This is a genomic window from Candidatus Phytoplasma solani (genome assembly GCF_040126175.1).
Taxonomy (GTDB): Bacteria; Bacillota_I; Bacilli_A; order Acholeplasmatales; family Acholeplasmataceae; genus Phytoplasma; species Phytoplasma solani_A.
On sequence record NZ_CP155828.1, the window covers coordinates 247489 to 270723 of the forward strand.

Consider the following 23235-nt stretch of genomic DNA (forward strand, 5'->3'; position numbering starts at 1 on the left):
AACCTGTTTATCTAGTTTTGAAAGATCCTTGGTGCATAAAACTAAGGGGCAACACCTGTTTCCATCCCGAACACAGCAGTTAAGTCCTTAGTACTGACAATAGTTTTTACGAACGAAGATAGGGAGTGCCAAGGTTTGCTTTAATAAAAAAAAAGAATAAAAAAAGAGGATTAGCTCAGCTGGGAGAGCGTCTGCCTTACAAGCAGAATGTCGGGGGTTCGAGTCCCTCATCCTCTACCATTAATGAGGCCTACGTAGCTCAGTTGGTTAGAGCATCTGACTGTTAATCAGAGGGTCCTAGGTTCGAGTCCTAGCGTGGGCGCCATTTTTTTAATTTAATTTTGGAATTATTTTTTAAATTAGTGTTTATTTTCAAAATATTTGAAGCACACATTTTTTACAAACATAATTTTAAATTGATTTTTTCAATAAATATCATTTAAAATTAAAAATAATTAAAACTTTAAAATAAGCTAGTTTGTTGAAAACCATTCAAATACTAGCTTTTTATTTTTATATATTTTTTGACTAAAAAAATCAAACATTATATAAATTACAAAACCTAATCAAAGGAGAATTAAAAGTGTTAAAGCAAATTTTTGAAACCACTGATTTAAAAAATTATTTTCAAGTAGAAATAGGTACTTATGCAAGAAACGTTGATTCTTCTATTTTAATTCGTTTTCAAGATACAGTAGTTTTAACGACTACCGTTTTTAGTAATAAGAAAAATCACTTTGATTTTCTTCCTCTAACTGTTATTTATCAAGAAAAATTTTATGCTGCTGGTAAAATTCCTGGCAGCTTTTTAAGAAGAGAAGGGCGTTCAACTGATCATGAAATTTTAGCTTCTCGTTTGATTGATCGCTCTTTAAGACCTTTATTTCCAGAAAATTTTAAACAAGAAATTCAAGTGATTAATACAGTTTTAAGTTCTGATCCAGATTTTAAAAGTGAACTTGCTTCTATTCTTGGTAGCTCTTTGTCACTACTTATTTCTGAAATCCCTTTTTGTGAAGCTGTTGCAGGTGTTTATGTTGGACGTATCAAAGATCAATTAATTCTTAATCCTAATTCACAACAATTAAATGATTTATCATTACATTTGTTGGTGTCGGGAACAAAGAAAAATGTTGTTATGATCGAAGCTCATGCTTTTGAAGTTTCAGAAGAAGTTTTTTTAGAAGCAATTACTTTTGCTCATAAATATATTCAAAAATTATGTTTATTTCAAGAAGATGTTCAAAAAAAAATTGGTAAGGATAAAAAACCAATTGATTATGATCTCGCTTTGATAGCTTTGGAAAAAGAATTTAATGAGCAACATCAGGAAAAAATAATTGAAGCGATTATTAGCTTTTTTGTTCAAGGAAAAAAAAATAATTTACAACTTTTAAAAGAAAAAATTCTTACCAAAGCTCAGCAAAAACCTTTTTTCAAAACTGTTGATCAAATTACTTTTTTCGATCTAGAAGCACAAAAAAATTATTTATTTATAATTGAACGTTTATTTCAAAAATTATCTAATCAAGAAATTAGAAATTATATTATCAAAACTAAAAAAAGACCTGATAAAAGAAATTTAGAAGAAATTAGAAATCTTGATTCTCATATTGATTTATTACCGCGAACGCACGGTTCTGCTTTATTTACTAGGGGGCAAACTCAGAGTTTAGCTGTAGTTACTTTAGGGACTTTATCAGAAAGTAAAATTATTGACGGTTTAAGTGGTGAAAACAACAAACGCTTTATGTTGCATTATAATTTCCCTCCTTTTGCAGTCGGTGCGGTAGGTCGTTATATTGCTCCCAGTAGAAGAGAAATTGGTCATGGAAATTTAGCTGAAAAAGCTATTCTTCCTCTTTTGCCTGAAGAAAACGACTTTCCTTATGCTATTAGAGTAGTTTCTGAAATTTTAGAGTCAAATGGTTCTTCTTCGCAAGCAACTGTTTGTGCTACCTCCATGGCTTTAATGGCTGCTGGTGTTCCTTTAAAAAAAGCAGTTTCAGGAATTGCTATGGGTTTATTTATGGACTCTACAACTCATGAATATGTTATTTTGAGTGATATTCAAGGTTTAGAGGATCATATCGGTGATATGGATTTAAAAATAGCAGGTAGTGTTAAAGGTATTACATCTTTGCAAATGGATCTTAAAATTGAAGGAGTTTCTCAAGAAATTTTAAAAAAGGCCTTTTTACAAGCAAAAAAAGGAAGACTTCATATTTTAGAACATATGAATAAAATTATTGCTTCTCCACGTCAAGAAATGTCAAAATATGCTCCAAAAGTTGAAATGATCCAAATAAAACCAGAAAAAATACGCGATATTATCGGCGCTGGTGGTAAAATTATTAATCAAATTATTGAAAATCATGATAGAGTTAAAATTGATATTGAACAAGATGGTCGTATTTTTGTAATGCATTCTGATTTAGAAATAGTCAAACAAACCATTGCTTTTATTCAAAGTTTAATTCAAGATATCGAAGTTAATAATTGTTATCAAGCTCATATTTCGCGTTTTTTAAATGATAAATCTGGAAAAATTTTGGGAGCTTTTGCCCAAGTTAGTCCAGGAATTGAAGGTTTAATTCATTTTTCTCAAGTAACAAAAATAAGTGATATTGTTAAAATAGGTGATAAAGTTTTAGTAAAATGTGTTAAAGTTAATGAACGAGGACGGATTGATTTTGCCCTTGTATCACAAAAATAAATTTTTTTAATTTTAACTAATTCAAAATATTGCATGAAATTTATAAAAAATATGGTGTTGAGGCATGAATGAAAATTTAAATAATTCAGATATCATTAAAGGATTAAACAATCAAGAAATAGAGAAAAAAAAAGCTTTAGGTCAAGTTAATGTTATTGTTTCTAAAAACGCTAGAAGTCTTAAGGATATTTTATTTAGTAATTTTTTTAACCCCTTAACTTTGTTGATTTTAATTGTTGTTGTTATCGTTATTTCTATCCAAAAATATGAACAATTATTGTTTTTGTTAGTATCTTTAACTAATATGTTAATTAGTATTTTTCAAGAAATTAAAGCTAAAAAAACTTTAGATAAAATATCTTTACTGTTAAGAACTTCTTCTCAAGTGATTAGAAATGGTCACAAAGAAACTGTTGCTATTACTGATTTAGTTTTAAGTGATATTTTGGTTTTAGAAGCAGGCGATCAAATTTCAGCTGATGCCCAAGTTAAAACTGGTATTGTGGAAGTTAACGAATCTCTTTTAACTGGGGAAACTAAATTGATAGTTAAAAAAGAAGGTGATTTTTTATATTCAGGTAGTTATATTATCTCAGGCCAAAGTTTGGCTGAAATTGTTGCAGTTGGCTCTAATATGTATATAGAAAAAATTTCTCAAGCAGCTAAAAAGTATAAACAGCCACAAACACCTTTAATGAAAGGTTTATTTTCACTCATTAAAGTTATTATTATTTTTTTAACTCTTTTTTCTCTTATTTTAGCTTATTTTGTCTTTTTTCCTTATGATGATATTATTTTAGCAGATTTAAAATCCCCCGAATACAAAGATAAAGCTTTGTTAGGATTATGTGGGATGATGATATCTATGCTACCTTTGGGACTTTTTTTGTTAACAAACATCACTTTAGCTGTTGGTTTTGTGAATTTAGCAAAACAAAAAGTTTATGCTCAAAATTTATTTGGGATTGAAATGCTTGCACAAATCAACACTTTATGCTTAGATAAAACAGGAACTATTACTGATGGTACTATGAAAGTAAAAGCTGTTATTCCTTATTATTCTAATAATTTTCCTTTTGAAAAAATTATGGCTTCTTTTTTAAAAGCTGAATCTGCTTCAAATCATACTAATGAGGCTTTAATTAATCAGTTTGCTAAAATAAAAAATTTTTATCCTATGAAACAAAAGATCCCCTTTTCGAGTGTTCGCAAATACAGCGTTGTCGAATTTGATCATTTAGGTACTTTTTTTTTAGGAGCTCCTGAATTTATTCTTCAAAATGATTTTGATCTCATTCAAAAAGACTTTGAAAGTCAAGCAAAAGAAGGCTATCGTGTCCTTTTATTAGCGCAAGCTTCTAATAATTTAATTTCACAAAATCAATTTGATGTTAGTCAACAAATAAAAATTACTAAATGTATTCCTTTGGCTTTAATTGTAATTGAAGACAACATTAAAAAAGATGCAGCCAATACGGTTGATTTTTTTCAAAAAAATGGAGTCGCTATCAAAGTTATTTCGGGAGATAATCATTTAACAGTTTCGCAAATAGCTAAAAGAGTAGGTATTATTAATCCCGATAAAGCCATTAATTTAGAACATATGACTGATTTAGAAGTAGAAAAAATAGCTTTGCAATATAATGTTTTTGGCAGAACTTCGCCACAACAAAAACAAATTTTGATTAAAATCTTGAAAAAAAATGGTCAAAAAGTAGCTATGACAGGAGATGGTGTTAATGATATTTTAGCTTTAAAGGAAGCTGATCTTTCGATTGCTATGGCATCAGGAAGTCAAGCTACTTGCAACATTTCTAATTTAGTTTTAATGGATTCAAATTTTGCTTCCATGAAACAAGTAGTTTTTGAAGGTAGAAAAATTATCAATAATCTTGATAAAATATCTGTATTATTTTTCACCAAAACTATTCTTTCTTTTTTGTTAGCTTTTGTTGTTACTGTTTTTAATTTTATGAAAAAACCTTGTTATTATCCGATCGATCCTTTAACATTACAATTCATTATGGATTATTGGGCAATTGGCATTCCTTCCCTTTTATTATCTTTTGAAAAAAATCATAAAATTATTAAGGGTGATTTTTTGATGAAAAACCTCAAAAAAGCCCTTCCTTATGCTTTTTTAGTTGTGTTTAGTTACTGTTTTGTTTTTGCGAAAGAGTTTTTCTTTTCCTCCTCAATTTCACTTGAAAAACTACAACAAATTTCTAAATATTTCATTTTGGTAGCAACTTTAGTTTTATTTATAGTTTTATGGACGACTTGCAAACCCTTTAACTTTGCTAAAACTTTTTTATTTATTTTTATGTTATTTTGTTTTTTATGTTCTTATTGTTGTTTTTTTGGTTTCTTCAAAAGTGATGAATTATTACAATATATTTTATTATTAATAATTATTATTATTTTATCTTTATTGTTGGCTTTTTTTGATTCTAAAAAAGTAGAAAAGAAGTTTTAAGATGTTTATTTGTGGAAAAAACACCATCAAAGAAGCTATCAAAGCTAAAAGAAAAATCCATCAATTATATCTTGATGCTAATTTAAAAGACCCCGCTTTTATCTCTTTTTTGCAAGCATCTAATCTTTTTTATCGCTTAGTTGATAAAAAATTTTTATTTGATTTGATAAATCAAAAAAATCATCAGGGAGTAGTAGCTAAAGTAGAAGATTATCGTTTTTATGATTTGGATAGTTTTTTATCGTTTGAAGAAACTAAACGCTTTTTAATTTTAGATGCTATTCATGATCCTCATAATTTAGGAGCTATTTTAAGAACAGTTGAGGCTTGTTCTTTTGATGGGGTGATTATGAGCAAAAAACATCAAGTTCCTTTGAATACAACAGTAGCTAAAATTGCCTGTGGTGCTTTAGAATATGTAAAAGTTTTTTTAGTTTCTAACCTCCATCAAACTATTTTAAAATTGCAAAAACAACAAATTTTAATTATTGGTACAGATGGTAATGCTTCGCAAACTTTGAAGCAAATCCCCACTAATCAATCTTTAGCGATTGTTGTTGGTAATGAAGGTGTCGGCATGCGTTATTTGTTAAAACAAAAATGTGATTTATTAGTTAAAATACCAATGAAAGGAAAGATCAATTCTTTAAATGTTAGTGTAGCTGCCGCTTTAATGATGTATGCTACTTTACTATCGTATTAAAATTATTTTTTTCTAAGATTTGAATTTTTTTTGTTTTAAGACTGTTTTTTTCAATAAAATATTTTTGACCATTTCTTTCTGTTAATGATTATAAGGTAATTTGTCTTTTTTTTGAAATAAAATCATTATTTATCTTTTACTTTTTTAAAAAATATTAATTTATGATATAATAAAAAAAGATGTATTAATTTTTTTTAATTTTTTTGTTATTAGAGGAGTTATTTTTTGAAAAAAAATATTTTAGTTTGTGTTTTGTGTTTAAATCGTAATTATCATACTAAATCTAAAAATCACAACAAATTACAACGTTTAACTTTAAAAAAATATTGCTCTTATTGTAATAAACATACTTTGCATCAAGAAACTAAGTAAAGGAGTTTTTTTTGGTTTATGGGAATTAAAGTAGTCAATGAAAACAAACCAAATCAGTTATTAGGAATTATTCACAAACATTATAGTTTCCTTAGTGTTTTTTTACTTCTAATATCTATTTTGTTTTTAGGTATTTGCGGAGAATTATTTCAATCTAAAATGATGCTATTTACAAGCAACTCAGACATTGATTTAATTTTACGAGTTGTACTATTAATTTTTTTTGTTGTTGTTTTTTTTGTAAGTTCTTTTCGTTTTTTTAAAGATGCTTTTTTGCAAATTAGTCAAATTAGTTTCCCCTCTTTTAAACAAATTTTTTTTAACACACTACAAGTAATTTTTTTTACCTTCTTTTTAATTATATCTATTTGGTTTTTTGGGTATATTATAAACAAATTACTTGAAATAAAAAAATTAGTTATTAGTAAATAATGAAAAAAGAAAAATTAATAAAAATTAATAAAAAAACAGAAAAACCTCAAGAATTACAACCAGACACACCTCAACTTAAATGGTATATTGCTCAAACTTATTCAGGTTATGAAAACGTTGTTAAACAAGATTTACTAAGAAGGGTTGAAAGTATTGGAATTAGTGATTTAGTTTCTAACGTTTTATCTCCCAAAGAAATTTATTATGAAACTCGTGCAGACGGAAAAAAAACCGCTAAAGAAAGAAAATTATATCCAGGATATGTTTTCATTGAGATGATTATTACTGATCGTTCTTGGTTTGTAGTTAAAAATACACCAAGAATTACTGGTTTTTTAGGTTCTAGTGGGATGAGTTCTAAACCTGTTCCTTTATCAGAAAAAGAAATCAATCCTGTCTTATTTAAAATGGGAATTATGAATAAGCCCAATTATGATCATTTAATCGGTAAAAAAATAGAAATTATTTCTGGTTCTTTTGTTTACCAACAAGGACAAGTATCAATTATAGACAACGATCGAGAAAAAATGATAGTTGAAGTTGATTTGTTTGGTAGATCGACTCCAGTGGAAATATCATTTAATGATTTTAAAGAAATATTTTAATTTGAAATATTTTTTTACTAATATTTAAAATTTTATGTTAAAATAGATTGTCTTATTTTTTTTGTCATAGATTTTTAATTAAAAAATAGATGTTAACAATAAAGAAAGAAAACACGCAATTATTTGATAAGTTTTCTTTTATAAAGGAAAGGTTTTTATGGCTAAAAAAGTTGTTAAAATAGTGAAATTACAAATCCCCGCAGGAAAAGCCAATCCGGCTCCTCCAGTAGGACCCGCTTTAGGACAAGCTCAAGTAAATATCCCTTCTTTTTGCTCTCAGTTTAATGAGACAACCAAAGATCAAGCAGGTTTTATTATTCCTGTAGTCATTTCTGTTTATGAAGATAGAACTTTTACTTTTGTTACTAAAACTCCTCCTGCAAGCGATCTTTTAAAAAAAGCAGCTAAAATTGAAGCTGGTTCTGCAAACACTAAACAAACTAAAGTTGCTACTATTAGTCGAGAAAAACTTCAAGAAATCGCCAATTTAAAATTAAGAGATCTTAATGCTTATTCCCTCGAACAGGCATGTAAAATAATTGCAGGAACTGCTCGTAATATGGGTATTTTAATTGAAGATTAAATTAGCGAAAAAAATTAGTTTTTGTTAAAGGAAGAAAGGGGAATTACTAAGATGAAACGAAGTAAAAAATATTTAGTAGTTAGTCAAATGTTTGATATAAAAAAAAGATATCCTTTTCAGGAAGCGATTAAATTAGCCAAACAAATTCAGGTAACTAAATTTGATGCTACAGTGCAATGTGCTTTTAACTTAAACTTAGATCCTAAAAAAGCAGATCAAAATTTAAGAGGAGCTATTAATTTGCCTTACGGAACCGGTAAAGTTGTAAAATTAGCGGTTCTTGCTAAAGGAGAACAAGCAAAAGCTGCAAAAGAAGCCCAAGCTGATTATGTTGGTGATGAGGATTTAATTGATAAAATTGCTAAAAATTGGTTTGATTTTGATGTTTTAGTATCTACTCCTGAAATGATGCCTAAGTTAAGTAAATTAGGGCGCATCTTAGGACCGAAAGGGTTGATGCCAAATCCTAAAACTGGTACTGTGACTGATAATGTTAGTCAAGCTGTTCATGAAATTAAAAATGGTAAAATTGAGTATCGTCTTGATAAAAATGGTAATATTCATGCAATCATTGGCAAAGCTTCTTTTGAGGAATATAAATTACTAGATAACCTCAAAGCTTTATATTTACAATTAATTAGAATAAAACCTCGAACAGCTAAAGGCACTTATATAAAAAATATCACCATATCAACTACTATGTCTCCAGGAATTAAAATTGATCCTATTACCGTTGCATAAAAATCCCATATTGATTAATATAATTACAAATTTAATTTTTAAAGAAAGGATAGATCAATGATAAAAACTCAGTTAGCTAAAAAAATAGAAGCAGTTTCTTTTTTGCAAGAAAAACTAAGTCAAGCTAAAACAGTTATTGTTTTTGAACATTCCAGTTTACCAGTAAGTGATTTTATGCAACTTCGTCGTCAATTAAAAAAACTGGATTGCGAAGTTAAGGTTTATCCTAAAAATATTATGCAAAGAGCTGCTCTAAATGCCCAATATCACGATTTAGTTGTTTTTTTAAAAGGGATAAAAGCTTTAATCATTAGTCAACATGAATTATTAGAACCAATCAAAGTTATTTATAATTTTACTAAGCAAAATAAAGCTATTAAAATTGTTTCAGGTGTGGTGGAACAAAACATTGTTTCATTGCAAGAAATCAATAGCTTAGCTACTTTACCTTCTAAAGAACAAATGTTAACGCTTTTAGCTGTAGGAATGATAGCACCTTTGCAACAATTAGCAATTGGTTTAAAGATATTGTTAGAGAAATAGAAATAAGAAACAATTAATCAAGAAAAAAATTATAAAAAGGTTATAACAAAGGAGTTTAAAATGGCTAAATTAACTAAAGAATTATTTGTATCCGCTTTAAAAGAAATGTCTTTATTAGAAATTAAAGAATTATTGGATGGTTTAAAAGAAGAATTTGGCATTGACCCAAATTCATTAGCGGTTGCCGCTGCTGGTTCCTCTAATTCGCCTGAAGTAGAAGAAAAAACAGAATTTACAGTTATTATGAAAAATTTTGGCAAAAACAGACTTCCTGTTATTAAGGTAATTCGCGAAATAACAGGTTTGGGCTTGCTTGATGCTGATAAATTCATTAAAGTCCCTGACCAAAAAGTAAAAGAAAATGTTTCTAAAGCGTTAGCTGAAGATATAAAAGCCAAATTAGAACAAGCTGGAGCTGTTATTGAGCTTCAATAAATTATTTTCTTGTCAAAAGATGTAAAAACCTGAGTTAACTCAGGTTTTTTGGTCTTGTAAATTTTTATTTTATACAAAGAAAACTTCAAATATATATTTTAAAGTAAAAATTTCGCCAATAAAACTAACAACTAAATAATTTATAGGAGTATAAGATGGCTTATAAAAACGTCAAATATGGTAAAAAAGCAGAACGTCGTAATTATTCAAAAATAATTTATGATGTTGATTTACCTAATTTAATTGAAATCCAAAATCAATCTTTTGATTGGTTTTTAAAGCACGGAATTAAAGAGTTGTTGCAGGATTTTTGTCCTATTGAAAGTTATAACGGTGATTTAAAAATTTATTTTGATGATTATTATTTTACAGAACCTAAATATAATATTGAAGAATCTAAAACCAAAGATATTAGTTATGTAGTTCAATTATTTGTTAAAACTACGTTGGAAAATGTTTTAACCGGAGAAACTAAGCAAAGTAATATTTTGTTGACAGAACTACCTTTAATGACTGATACTGGAACTTTCATTATCAATGGCAAAGAAAGGGTAGTTGTTTCTCAAATTGTTCGCTCTGCTAGTGTTTATTATTCAAGTAATTTTGATGTTAAACTTAATAGAAATTTGTATTCTGGACAAGTTATTCCTGCTCGTGGTGCTTGGATTGAATATGAAGAAGGTTCAAAAGAAATTTTGTATGTTAAACTTGATCGTTCTAAAAAAATACCCTTATCAAATTTTATTTATGCCTTAGGTTTTGATAATAGAGAAATTATTGAAAATGTTTTTGGCCAAAATCCTATCCTTAATTCTTTTTTTGAAAAAGAATCAGATATGGATACAGGCAATGCTTTGATAGAGTTGTATTCAAAAATTCGTCAAGGTGAAAAAGTTCCATTTGATACCGCAAGAGATTTTATTCGTACAAGACTTTTTGATCAAAAAAAATATGATCTTGCGATAGTTGGTAGATATAAGTTTAATAAAAAACTTGATGCGCTTGCTAGAGCAGAAAAAACTTATTTAGTTCATGATTTCATTAATCCTGAAACAAAAGAAGTTATTTTCCCTAAACATGAATTTTTAACTAAAGAAAAAATCGAAATATTAAAGCAAAATCGTCATTTTTTACTTAAAGAGTTATTTGATATTCAACATAATTTAGAAAACGAAACAGATGAAGAAATTCTTACTTATAAAAAAGATTTTCAAAAAAAAGAATTATACATTAAGACTAATATTTTAAATGTTCGTACAGGTGAAGTTATCTTTGTTAAAGATACTTTAGTAACCCCAGAAGTCATTAACTATTTAAGACAAAATATTCAATTATTGGATGAAAAAGTAATTAAATTTTTTTTAGGTTCCAAAGATATTTATCAAAAAGAATTAGAACGTACAGGTGTTTTTAATGAAATTTTAGAAGTTTATCTTTCTAAAGATGAACACGATAATTTATATCATAAAGTTAAAATTATAGGTAACGATCAAAGAGAAACTAAAAAACACATTACTTTATCTGATATTATCGCAAGTATTAGTTATTATTTAAACCTTTATGAAAATATTGGTTGTGTTGATGATATTGATCATCTAGGCAATCGCCGTTTGAGATTAATTGGCGAATTGTTAAAAAATCAATTTCGTATTGGTTTAATTAGAGCTGAAAAAAACATTAAAGATATGATATCTGTTAATAAATTTAATGAAGTGGGTCCAGGAGATTTAGTTAATTTTACTTTTTTGAATAGTGTAATTAAAACTTTTTTTGCCAACTCTCGTTTATCTCAATTTATGGATCAAATCAACCCTTTAGCTGAGTTAACACAAAAAAGAAGAGTTTCTGCTTTAGGTGTTGGTGGAATTAACCGTGATCGTGCCGGTGTTGAAGTAAGAGATGTTCATAATTCTCATTATGGCAGGTTATGTCCCATTGAAACTCCAGAAGGTCCTTCTATTGGGCTTATTACTTCACTTTCTACTTATGCTAAAGTTGATAATTATGGTTTTATCCAAACCCCCTTTTTTAAAGTTTTTGTTGAAAACGGAATAATGAAAATTTCTAATCAAATAGAATATTTAACAGCTGATCAAGAAAAAGAAGAAATTATCGCTTCAGCTGGTTTTGAGTTAAATTTAGACAACACTTTTAAAAATAAAAAGGTAATCGCTAGAAAAAATGGAGAAACAGGAATTTATAAAAGAGAACAAATCACTTATACTGATATTTCCCCTAAACAAATTGTTTCTATAGCTACTGCATCAATTCCTTTTTTAGAACATAATGACGCTTCTAGAGCTTTAATGGGTGCCAATATGCAACGTCAAGCGGTCCCTTTGTTAATTTCTGAATCTCCTATTGTCGGAACAGGAATTGAATACCGTGCAGCTAAAGACTCAGGTTCTTTAATTATAGCTTCAGAACCTGGCTTTGTTACTTATGTTGATGGCCAAAAAATTATTATTACTAAAAAACCAAATCAAAAAATTGTCTTAGGTCAAAAAACTCTTTTTGATCCCGAAAAAGAATTTAATTACGAAACAGCCAAAACCTTGTACGACTATCAAATAAAAGATTATCAAACAACATATGTTTTAACAAATTTTGCTAAATCTAATCAAGATACTTTAATTTTGCAAAAACCAATTGTAGTTTTAGGAGAGTATATCCAAAAAAACGATATTTTAGTTGATGGTCCTTCAACTTATCAAGGAGAATTAGCTCTTGGCAGAAATGTTACAGTTGCTTTTATGACTTGGGAAGGATATAATTATGAAGATGCCATTATTATGTCAGAAGATTTAGTTAAAAATGATGTTTACACTTCCATTCATATGGATAAATATGAAGTTCAAACTCGAGAATTAAAAAAAGGTAGTGGGCAAGAAGAAATAACTCGTGAAGTTCCTAATGTTGGGGCTGATGCCATTAAAAACCTTGATGAAAGAGGAATTATTATTCCTGGTTCAGAAGTTAAAGAAGGTGATATTTTAGTAGGAAAAATTACTCCTCAAGGTAATGTTGAACCTACACCTTATGAAAAATTAATTCAAATAGTTATTGGTGAAAAAGCTCGCAAATATAAAGACTCTTCTTTAAGAGTACCTTATGGAGAAGGTGGCGTTGTTCAAAGTGTTCACTATTTTTCTAGAAAAAATGGCGATATTTTGCCATCTGGTGTGAATGAAAATATTCGTGTCTTTATTGCCAAAAAACGCAAAATTAGTGAAGGCGATAAGATGGCTGGTCGTCATGGCAATAAAGGAGTAATTTCTCGTATTTTACCTAAAGAAGATCTTCCTTTTATGGAAGATGGAACTCCAATTGACATTATGTTAAATCCTTTAGGTGTTCCTAGTAGGATGAATATTGGTCAAATTTTAGAAATTCATTTAGGGATGTCAGCTAAACAACTCGGCATCAAAGTAGCTACTCCTGTTTTTGATGGAGTTGATGTTTTGGACTTGAAAGAAATTATGCAAGAAGCTAATTTAGAACTTGATGGTAAAAAGGTTTTATATGATGGAAGAACAGGTGAACCTTATGATAGCCGTATTTCTGTGGGAGTAATGTATATGATTAAATTATCACATATGGTTGATGATAAATTGCACGCTCGTAATGTTGGTCCTTACACTTTGGTGACTCAACAACCTATGGGAGGAAAAGTTCAAAATGGAGGACAAAGATTTGGTGAAATGGAAGTTTGGGCTCTTTATGCTTATGGAGCAGCCCATACTTTGCAAGAAATTCTAACAGTTAAAAGTGATGATATTATTGGCAGAAACAAAACATACAGTGCTATTGTCCAAGGAAATTCTTTACCTAAGCCAAACATTCCAGAAAGCTTTCGGGTTTTTATTAAAGAATTACAATCTTTAGGGTTATATGTGGAACTTATCAAAACAGATACTAAAGAAAATGAAGTTAATAAATCCTTAATTGATTACAAAAAGGAAGGTTATAATTAAAAGATGAGTGATACTCAATTATTTAGATCAATAGAAACTCTAAATTTTTCTGCTCAAACTTTGGAAAAATTAAAACTTTCAGGAATCAATAATTTGGAAGATTTTAATACTTTTTCTTTAGAAGAACTAAGGTTTTTGCTACAAGAAACTTTTTTAGAAGTTTTGCCTATTTTGAAGCAATTTGCTTTACCACGTGATTTAAAAAATTTAAATTTAAATAATGATATTATTGAAAAATTTGCTCTTTTAGGTATTTATGATTTTGAACAACTTTTAAAAACAGAAATATCAATCTTGCATCAAACTTTTGAATCTGATCATATTTCTTGGCAAAAATTAAATGAACTTTTTGAATTATATCAACATTTTGCTAAAGAAACTTTGATTTTATCTAATAAAGAATATGGCAGTAGAGATTATGATTATTTTAAAATTCGTTTAGCTTCTCCTGAAGAAATTCGTCAATGGTCTTATGGAGAAATTACAAGTTACGAAACTATTAATTATCGTACCTATAAACCTGAATTTGGGGGATTGTTTTGTCAAAAAATATTTGGCCCAGTAGTTGATTTTCAATGTGCTTGTTCAAAAAAACAAATCAGCAATAAAAGTCAATTTTGTAGTAAATGTGAAGTTGAATTTACTGAAACAAAAGTAAGGCGAGAAAGAATGGGACATATTGAATTGCAAGCTCCAATTGTACATACTTGGTATCTTAATTCTTCTCCCAGTCGTTTAGCTATTCTTTTAAATATTAAAGCCAAAGATTTAGAAGAAATAGTTTATTATATTTCTTATGTTGTAATTGATCCTGGTAAAACAGATTTCAAAGAAAAAGAAATTATTTCAGAAAGCCAATATAGTCAAAATTTAACTCTTTTTGGGCCCCATGGTTTTGTTGCTTTAACAGGAGCTGAAGCAGTGAGAAAATTGTTGGAAAACCTTGATTTAGAAAAAACAATTAAACTTCTTAGAAAAAATTTATCCGAAGTTTCTAAACAAAAAAGAGAAAACTTGATTAAAAGGTTAGAAATTATTGAGTCTTTCTATCAATCTGATAATAAACCTGAGTGGATGGTAATGGATGTTATTTCTGTTTTGCCACCAGGATTAAGACCAATGGTTCCTTTAGATGGTGGTCGATTTGCTACTACCGAAGTTAATGACTTGTATCGACGCATTCTTAACCGTAATAATCGTTTAAAAAAACAAATGATGCAAAAAGCTCCAAGGTTAATTATTAAAAATGAAAAAAGAATGTTACAAGAAGCAGTCGATTGCTTATTTGATAATGATAAAAATTTCAAAAAAAACGTTAATAATGTTGAAAAAAACCATCCTCTTAAATCTTTATCTGAAATTCTTCGTGGTAAACAAGGTCGTTTTCGTCAAAATCTTTTAGGCAAAAGAGTTGATTATTCTGGTCGTTCAGTTATTATTGTAGGTCCTGATCTTAAAATGCATCAATGCGGTATTCCTCGCGAAATGGCAATTATTTTATTTAAACCCTTTATTCTTCAAAAATTACAAGAAACTAAAGGGATTGACAAAAAAAACGCGAATTCTATTTATGAAAAAATGAATGAAGAAGTTTGGAATGCTTTAGAAGAGGTAGTCAAAGAACATCCAGTGCTTCTTAATCGCGCGCCAACACTTCACCGCTTAGGTATTCAAGCTTTTGACCCAAAATTAATTGATGGAAAAGCTATTCGCCTACACCCTTTAGTAACTCCTGCTTTTAATGCTGATTTTGATGGTGATCAAATGGCTGTTTATGTACCTCTTTCTTTGGAAGCTCAAGCTGAGGCACGTTTGTTAATGCTTGTCTCCAATAATATTTTAGATCCTAAAAATGGTAGACCTGTTGTTACTCCTTCACAAGATATGGTTTTAGGCAATTATTATTTAACTATCGAAGAAAAAAAAGATCGTATTTTAAAAGGTTATAACACTTCTCAAAGAAATTCGGAACATCAACAAAAGCACCGCAACGAAGGAACTTTTTTTACTGACATCAACGAAGCTAAAATTGCTTACCAAAATAAAGAAATTGAACTTCATACAAGAATTTTTATCAAACCACAATCAATTAATTTATCTTTTACCGAAGAACAAAAAGAAAAATATTTAATGACTACTTTAGGAAAATTAATTTTTAACGATATTTTACCCCCTAATTTTCCTTACATTAACGAACCGACTCAGTTAAATTTATATGTTAAAACTCCTGATAAATATTTTTTAAATCCAGGAAATCACCCAAAATCATTTTTGAAAAAACTCCCTGCTCCTAAACCTTTTAATAAAAAATTCTTATCAATGATTATTGCTTGTTTTTTTAAACAAATGAAAATCACAGAAACTTCTAAAATGTTAGATCACATTAAAAATTTAGGTTTTAAATACTCTACTATTGCAGGAATTACTGTTTCTTTTGCTGACATCAATACTTATTCTGGTAAAGATAAATTATTAGAAAAAGTTGAAAATCGAAATATCCAAATTGAAAACTGGTATCAGCAAGGTTTTTTGACAGATGTAGAACGTCGTCGTTTAGTTATTAACGAGTGGAAAGTTATTCGTGATCAAATTCAAGAAGGTTTAATGAAAGAATTTCAACAAGATAATCATATTTTTATGATGAGCGAAAGTGGAGCGCGTGGTAGTGTTTCTAACTTTACTCAATTAGCAGGAATGAGAGGGTTAATGAATAACCCCAAAGGAGAAATTATTGAAGTCCCTGTTAAAGCCTCTTTTCTAGAAGGTTTGAAGATGTCTGAATTTTTTATCTCTACCCATGGAGCGCGTAAAGGTTCAACAGATACTGCTTTAAAAACAGCTGAATCAGGTTATTTAACTCGTCGTTTAGTCGATGTTACACAAGATATTGTAGTTATTAAAGATGATTGCGGCAGTGATCGTAGCTTTATTGTTGAAGCAATAATAAGCGATGGCAAAGAAATTGTTTCTTTAAAAAACCGTATTTTAGGACGTTTTGCTAGTCGTGACATTTGTCACCCTAAAAGCCATGATATTATTGTGGTTTGCAATGAACTAATTACAGAAGCAAAAGCGCAAGATATTGTTGATGCTAAAATTAAAAAAGTTCCGATCAGAAGTGTTTTAACTTGTAATTGTGAATACGGTATTTGTTCTAAAGATTATGGCTTTAATTTAGCTACTAACAAACTAGTAGAAATTGGCGAAGCTGTTGGTGTTATTGCTGCTCAGTCTATCGGAGAGCCAGGAACTCAACTAACTATGAGAACTTTCCACACTGGAGGTGTTGCTTCAGCATCAGACATTACTCAAGGTCTTCCAAGGATAGAAGAGTTATTTGAAGTAAGAAAACCAAAAGGAAAAGCTTTAATTAGTGAATTTAAAGGTAAAATTAAAAAAATCAATAAAATTCGTTCCCAACATCCAGAAATTGTGATAGCCATAGAAAACGAATCTAAGAAAGAACAATGTTATATCTTAGAACCTAATGTTGACATTTTAGTTGGCAAAAATAATGATGTTTATCCAGGGCAAAAACTGACTTCTGGATCAATTGATTTAAAAGAACTTTTAAGGGTGGCAGGAACCATTGCAACACAAAAATATATTTTAGCAGAAGTACAAAAAGTTTATTGTGCCCAAAATGTTTTTATTAGTGATAAACATATCGAAATTATTATTCATCAAATGTTTAAACAAATTTTAATCATTAACGAAGGAGAAACACAACTTTTACCAGGCACTGAAATTCCTATCAACAGTTTTAAAAAAGCTAATCTAGAAATGTTACAAGAAAAAAAACATTTAGCTATCGGGCGACCGATTATTTTAGGAATTACCCGTTCTTCTTTAAGAAGTGATTCTTTACTTTCTGCTGCATCTTTTCAGGAAACTACCAAAATTTTAATTGATGCCGCTATTAAAGGAAAAGTTGATCATTTATATGGTTTAAAAGAAAACGTAATTATTGGTGGTTTAATTCCAGCTGGCACAGGTATTTTAGAAACTGTTGAATTTGAATATCCTAAAGTTACACTTGCTAAAAATGAAAATAAAGATTAAATAAAACAAATTAAGAAAGGAAAAACCAATGCCTACTGTTTCTCAGTTAATTAAAAAAAGAAGAATTAGTAAAACTCCTAAAACTAAAGCTCCAGCTTTAAGTTATGGTTTTAATGTTTTACAAAAAAAAGTTCAAAATTATAGTTCTCCTCAAAAAATGGGAGTTTGTCTTCGTGTTACTACTATGACTCCTAAAAAACCTAACTCGGCTTTGCGTAAATTTGCAAGAGTTCGTTTAAGTAACGGTTCTGAAGTAACTGCTTATATTCCTGGTGTAGGTCATTCTTTGCAAGAACACAGTTCAGTTTTAGTTCGCGGTGGAAAAGTCAAAGATCTTCCAGGAGTACGTTATCATATCGTTCGTGGCACTTTAGATGCTACAGGGGTTGCTAATCGCCAACAAGGGCGTTCTAAATATGGTTCTAAAAGACCGAAAGTTAAAAAATAAATTTAAATTTAAAAAATAATTACTATAAAAATAAAAGAAAGTGGGTGTATTATTTTGTCTCGCAAAGGACATATTAAAAAACGTGATGTTAATCCCGATCCGATTTATAATTCAAAATTAGTAACAAAAACAATCAACACTATTATGGAAGATGGTAAAAAAGGAAAAGCTCAAAGTATTTTTTATCAAGCTTTAAAGCAAGTAAAAAGCACAACACAAAGAGATCCTTTAGAGGTTTTTCACGAAGCATTAAACAATATTATGCCTGTTTTGGAAGTGCGCACTCGTCGAGTTGGTGGTCAAAATTGTCAAATACCTTCCGAAGTTAATCCAGAAAGGCGTCAATCTTTAGGTTTAAGATGGCTTGTTAAATTTACTAAACAACGCAATGAAAAAACCATAGAAGAAAAACTTGCTAAAGAAATAGTAGATGCTTCTTCAGGACATGGAGTATCGGTTAAAAAAAGAGAAGAAACGCATCGTATAGCTGAAGCTAACAAAGCTTTTGCTCATTATCGTTGGTGATGTTTGACATTTATAGGAGAATAAAAGATGGTTCGTCAATTTACTTTAGAAAAAACTCGCAATATTGGTATTATTGCTCATATTGATGCAGGAAAAACCACCACTACTGAAAGGATTTTATTTCATACTGGTAAAATTCATAAAATTGGAGAAACTCATGATGGTGCTTCTCAAATGGATTGGATGGAACAAGAGCAAGAAAGAGGAATCACCATTACTTCAGCTGCCACAACAGCTTTTTGGAAAGATCACCGTATTAATATTATTGATACCCCTGGTCACGTCGATTTTACAGTTGAAGTCTCTCGTTCTTTAAGGGTTTTAGATGGTGCAGTAACTGTTATTGATGCTCAAGCGGGAGTTGAACCACAAACTGAAACTGTGTGGCGTCAAGCAACCGAATATAAAGTTCCAAGAATTATTTTTGTTAATAAAATGGATAAAGTAGGTGCTAATTTTGCTTATGCCATCGAAACACTTAATCAAAAATTGGGAGTGCATGCAAACCCTATTCAATGGCCGATTGGATCTGAAAATGATTTTACTGGAATTATTGATTTAGTTCAATTAATTGCTTTTGAATATGATAATTCTCCCGAAGAAAAAGGAAAAAAGATTGAAATTCCTTCTCATTTGAAATTAATTGCCGAAACAAAAAGAAACGAATTAATCGAAGCTTTATCTAATTTAGATGAGGAATTGATGATTCTTTATTTAGAAGAAAAACCAATTACAGTTGAAATCTTAAAAAAAGCCATTCGTAAAGCTACTTTACAAGCTTCTTTTTTTCCGGTTTTGTGTGGTTCGTCTTTCAAAAATAAAGGTATTGTTAAAATGCTTGATGCTGTAGTTGATTATCTACCAGCTCCTTGTGATGTGGTACCAATTGTAGGATTCGATGATCAAAATCAAAAAATAACTCGGCTAAATTCAGATAAAGAACCCTTTACCGCTTTAGCTTTTAAAGTGATGACAGATCCTTATGTTGGTAAATTAACTTTTTTCCGGATTTATGCAGGAATAATCAAAGCTGGTTCTTATGTTTTTAACACCACTAAAGGAATTAAAGAACGTTTCGGACGTTTACTTCAAATGCATGCTAATTCTCGTGAAGAAATTAAAGAAGCTTATACAGGCGATATTTTGGCGGTTATTGGTTTAAAAGGTACTACAACAGGAGATACCCTAGCAGCTGAAGGACAAACCATTGTTTTAGAATCAATGAATTTCCCGGAACCAGTTATTGAAATTGCAGTAGAACCAAAAACTAAAGCTGATCAAGATAAAATGGGGATTGCTTTGTCTAAATTAGCTGAGGAAGATCCTACTTTTAAAGTTTTTTCTAATCATGAAACCGGACAAACTATTATTGCAGGAATGGGTGAACTTCATTTAGATATTATTATAGAGCGTCTTAAAAGAGAATTTAAAGTTCAAGCTAATACAACAGAACCTCAAGTAGCTTATCGCGAAACTATTACCCAAGAAACTGAAACCGAAGGAAAATTCATTCGTCAATCTGGTGGACGCGGTCAATACGGTCATGTTTGGGTTCGTTTTGAACCTAATCCTGGTAAAGGTTTTGAATTTGTCAATAAAATTGTTGGTGGAGTCGTTCCTCGAGAATACGTTCCAGCAGTTCAAAAAGGAATTCAAGAATCTCTTGCTGGCGGTATTTTAGCAGGTTATCAAATTATTGACATCAAAGCTACTTTATTTGATGGTTCTTATCATGATGTTGATTCTTCGGAAATGGCTTTTAAAATTGCTGCTTCCATCGCTTTAAAAGAAACCAAAACTAAAGCCAATCCAGTTATTTTAGAACCGATCATGGATGTTGAAGTAATCACTCCTAATGATTATGTCGGTAGCGTTATTGGGGATTTAACTTCTAGGAGAGGGCGTTTAGAAAACCAAGAATCCCGTGATAATGCAGTTGCTATTAGAGTTTTAGTCCCTCTTTCTGCAATGTTTGGTTATGCTACTATTTTGCGTTCTAATACACAAGGAAGAGCTACTTTTATGATGAAATTTGCAAAATATGAAAAAGCTCCAAAAAGTATTACTGAGGAAATTATTAAAAAACGTACTTAATTTATAAAAATTAAAATCAGAATTTTTTAATATAAAATAGTTGCTATATTTTAAAAAATAAGTTAAAATTTAAATGGCAATAATTGTTAAAAACATTAAACAAAATAAAAAAGGAGGCCTTTTGCAAAATGGCTAATGAAAAATTTATAAGAAATAAACCTCATTTAAATGTTGGAACCATTGGACACGTTGATCACGGAAAAACCACTTTAACAGCTGCCATAACTCAAGTTTTATCTACTCAAGGATTGGCTAAAAGTAAAGCTTATGACCAAATTGATAATGCTCCTGAAGAAAGAGAACGTGGAATTACCATTAAAACTTCTCATGTAGAATATGAAACTTCAAAAAGACATTATGCTCACGTTGATTGTCCAGGTCATGCTGATTATGTTAAAAACATGATTACTGGTGCCGCTCAAATGGATGCTGCTATTTTAGTAGTTTCTGGCGCAGATAGCGTTATGCCTCAAACTAGAGAACACATTTTGTTAGCTCGACAAGTAGGGGTTCCTAAAATTGTTGTTTTTTTAAACAAATGCGATCTTTGTCCTGATGAAGAAATTTTAGAATTAGTTGAAATGGAAGTTCGTGAATTACTATCTAAATATGATTTTCCAGGTGATGACATTCCTATTATTAGAGGATCTGCTTTAAAAGCTTTAGAAGGGGATGCACATTATGTCACTCAAGTTAATGAATTAATTAAAACTTTGGATTCATATATTGAAGATCCAGTGCGTGAAATTGACAAACCTTTTTTAATGCCAGTCGAAGATGTTTTCACTATTACCGGTAGAGGAACAGTGGTTACTGGTAGGGTTGAAAGAGGGCGAGTGAAATCTGGTGATGAAGTAGAGATTATAGGTCTTAAAGATACTAGAAAAACAATTGTAACAGCGGTGGAAATGTTTAAAAAAGACTTAGATTTTGCTCAAGCAGGTGATAATATTGGAGCTTTATTGCGTGGAATTAACCGCGAAGACGTTCAACGTGGTCAAGTATTAGCAAAGCCAGATTCTGTGAAACCTCATTTTCAATTTGTAGCTCAAGTTTATGTTTTAACCAAAGAAGAAGGAGGGCGTCATACTGCCTTTTTTTCACAATACCGTCCTCAATTTTATTTCCGCACCACCGATATTACAGGTGTTGTTGAATTACAAGGTGATGTTAAAATGGTTATGCCAGGAGATAACACCGAATTAACTGTCACTTTAAACAGTCCTATCGCAATCGAAGAAGGAACTAAGTTCTCTATTCGTGAAGGTGGTAAAACAGTTGGTGCCGGATCAGTTTCTAAAATTTTAAAATAATTTTTTGATTATTTCTATATATTTGTTCAATTATTTAAATAAAGCCCTTTTTTAAGGGTTTTTCTTTTTTTTTAAATCCAAATTTTTGAAAATAAAAAAATAAATTAGTTGCAATTAAACGCAAAAAAAGGTAATATATAAATGTACTTATTTATCATTAATCAAAATTTTTTAACTAAAATAAGTATTAAAAATATTAAATTAATGTAAAAAAGGTGGTTTTCAATGAAATCAAATAATAATAACATTATTAAAGTTAATCGTTCGTTTGAAAAAATTCATAATAATTTTCTTTCTTTTTCCGATACAACCGATTATAAACACCAAGCCACACGAAAAGGAATTGCTTTTAAAACTATTTTTCTTTTATTAATTACTACTCTAACTACTGTAGTTTTTTTTAGTTTTTTTAAAACAAGCAAAATTTTTGAAGCATTAATACAATATATGTATTATTTGCTACTGGGTTTATTTTTGATGACTAGTGGGGTTTATCTTATGGCAATGGCCAAGCCACAAACAACCAATATTTTAGCTTGTCTTTTTTCTTTTCTAGAAGGTTTTATTATAGCAATTTTTTTCTATTGTGTTGATCTTTTCTTTAATAATTTATTCGAAATAATTTTTATAGCTCTTTTTGGAACTATAGCTATTTTTTGTTTAATGGCACATACTTATTACAAAGGCGTTTTAAAAGTTACTAATAGATTTAGAACTATTATGCAATATTGTTCAATTGCTTTGTTTCTTTCTTACTTAGTTCGTTTTTTTTTAATGATTTTCATAACTAGCAAATTTGAAGACATATTATATCATAGTCTTTTTGCAATTCCTCTTAGTTTAGCTGTATTAGTTTTTTTATCGATGTATTTAGCTATTCATTTTGATTATACTGAACACATGATTTCACAAGGAATGCCTGAAAAATATGAATGGCAAGTATCTTTAGCTTTCGCTGCTACTTTAATTAGTATTTTTTTAAGAATTGTAAGCATTCTTTTAAGAATCATGGGCAAAGAAAGAAAATAAGACCACTATTTCTAGTGGTCTTATTTTTATAATTTCAAGAAAGGACAAAAGATTGGATTTTTTTTGATTTTTGGTTGCTCCATGAAAAATATAAAATCAAGAAGCTATTAGTATTTTTTTTATGCAAAAAAATAAAAAAAGAAGTTAATTGATAAAAGATGCTTTTGAAAAAATATTTAATATT

At 29.5% G+C, this 23235-nt stretch carries 17 protein-coding genes, 2 tRNA genes and 1 rRNA gene; all 20 read left to right on the forward strand.

Annotated features, from left to right (window positions below; all coding sequences use genetic code 11):
* Positions 1-27: 27 nt before the first annotated feature.
* Positions 28-134 (forward strand): 5S ribosomal RNA (rrf, locus tag PSOL_RS01265).
* 30 nt (positions 135-164) lie between these two features.
* A tRNA-Val gene (locus PSOL_RS01270) sits at positions 165-240 on the forward strand.
* Between the two features lie 8 nt (positions 241-248).
* Positions 249-325, forward strand: a tRNA-Asn gene (locus PSOL_RS01275).
* Between the two features lie 258 nt (positions 326-583).
* The gene (locus tag PSOL_RS01280; RefSeq protein ID WP_349402134.1) at positions 584-2716 is read left to right on the forward strand and encodes a polyribonucleotide nucleotidyltransferase; all 2133 of its coding nucleotides are present in this window, start codon (positions 584-586) and stop codon (positions 2714-2716) included.
* 64 nt (positions 2717-2780) lie between these two features.
* Positions 2781-5192, forward strand: a complete 2412-nt coding sequence (locus tag PSOL_RS01285) for an HAD-IC family P-type ATPase (RefSeq protein ID WP_349402135.1) — start codon at positions 2781-2783, stop codon at positions 5190-5192.
* A gap of 1 nt (position 5193) precedes the next feature.
* Positions 5194-5895: a 23S rRNA (guanosine(2251)-2'-O)-methyltransferase RlmB gene (gene rlmB, locus PSOL_RS01290; protein ID WP_349402136.1), complete on the forward strand. Its 702-nt coding sequence runs from the start codon at positions 5194-5196 to the stop codon at positions 5893-5895.
* A 225-nt stretch (positions 5896-6120) separates the two neighbouring features.
* Positions 6121-6267 carry a 50S ribosomal protein L33 gene (rpmG, locus tag PSOL_RS01295; protein WP_349402137.1) on the forward strand — a complete coding sequence of 49 codons (147 nt, stop codon included), beginning with the start codon at positions 6121-6123 and terminating at the stop codon, positions 6265-6267.
* An 18-nt stretch (positions 6268-6285) separates the two neighbouring features.
* Entirely contained in the window at positions 6286-6699 is a 414-nt protein-coding gene (gene secE / locus PSOL_RS01300) for a preprotein translocase subunit SecE (RefSeq protein WP_349402138.1), read from the forward strand.
* The gene (gene nusG / locus PSOL_RS01305; protein WP_349402139.1) at positions 6699-7304 is read left to right on the forward strand and encodes a transcription termination/antitermination protein NusG; all 606 of its coding nucleotides are present in this window, start codon (positions 6699-6701) and stop codon (positions 7302-7304) included. The genes secE and nusG overlap by 1 nt, the downstream gene beginning before the upstream one ends.
* A gap of 157 nt (positions 7305-7461) precedes the next feature.
* Entirely contained in the window at positions 7462-7887 is a 426-nt protein-coding gene (gene rplK, locus PSOL_RS01310) for a 50S ribosomal protein L11 (RefSeq protein WP_349402140.1), read from the forward strand.
* 51 nt (positions 7888-7938) lie between these two features.
* The gene (gene rplA, locus PSOL_RS01315) at positions 7939-8628 is read left to right on the forward strand and encodes a 50S ribosomal protein L1 (protein WP_349402141.1); all 690 of its coding nucleotides are present in this window, start codon (positions 7939-7941) and stop codon (positions 8626-8628) included.
* A gap of 57 nt (positions 8629-8685) precedes the next feature.
* Complete coding sequence (gene rplJ / locus PSOL_RS01320) at positions 8686-9171, forward strand: 50S ribosomal protein L10 (protein ID WP_349402142.1); 486 nt, start codon at positions 8686-8688, stop codon at positions 9169-9171.
* Positions 9172-9231: 60 nt separating this feature from the next.
* On the forward strand, positions 9232-9606 hold the full coding sequence (gene rplL / locus PSOL_RS01325) for a 50S ribosomal protein L7/L12 (RefSeq protein ID WP_349402143.1): 375 nt from the start codon (positions 9232-9234) through the stop codon (positions 9604-9606).
* A 155-nt stretch (positions 9607-9761) separates the two neighbouring features.
* Positions 9762-13580: a DNA-directed RNA polymerase subunit beta gene (locus PSOL_RS01330; RefSeq protein ID WP_349402144.1), complete on the forward strand. Its 3819-nt coding sequence runs from the start codon at positions 9762-9764 to the stop codon at positions 13578-13580.
* Between the two features lie 3 nt (positions 13581-13583).
* Complete coding sequence (gene rpoC / locus PSOL_RS01335; RefSeq protein WP_349402145.1) at positions 13584-17642, forward strand: DNA-directed RNA polymerase subunit beta'; 4059 nt, start codon at positions 13584-13586, stop codon at positions 17640-17642.
* Between the two features lie 28 nt (positions 17643-17670).
* The gene (rpsL, locus tag PSOL_RS01340; RefSeq protein ID WP_349402146.1) at positions 17671-18090 is read left to right on the forward strand and encodes a 30S ribosomal protein S12; all 420 of its coding nucleotides are present in this window, start codon (positions 17671-17673) and stop codon (positions 18088-18090) included.
* Positions 18091-18144: 54 nt separating this feature from the next.
* On the forward strand, positions 18145-18615 hold the full coding sequence (rpsG, locus tag PSOL_RS01345) for a 30S ribosomal protein S7 (protein ID WP_349402147.1): 471 nt from the start codon (positions 18145-18147) through the stop codon (positions 18613-18615).
* Between the two features lie 27 nt (positions 18616-18642).
* Complete coding sequence (gene fusA, locus PSOL_RS01350; RefSeq protein WP_349402148.1) at positions 18643-20709, forward strand: elongation factor G; 2067 nt, start codon at positions 18643-18645, stop codon at positions 20707-20709.
* A 128-nt stretch (positions 20710-20837) separates the two neighbouring features.
* Complete coding sequence (tuf, locus tag PSOL_RS01355) at positions 20838-22022, forward strand: elongation factor Tu (protein ID WP_349402149.1); 1185 nt, start codon at positions 20838-20840, stop codon at positions 22020-22022.
* A 225-nt stretch (positions 22023-22247) separates the two neighbouring features.
* Positions 22248-23051: a Bax inhibitor-1/YccA family membrane protein gene (locus PSOL_RS01360; RefSeq protein WP_349402150.1), complete on the forward strand. Its 804-nt coding sequence runs from the start codon at positions 22248-22250 to the stop codon at positions 23049-23051.
* Positions 23052-23235: the final 184 nt, after the last annotated feature.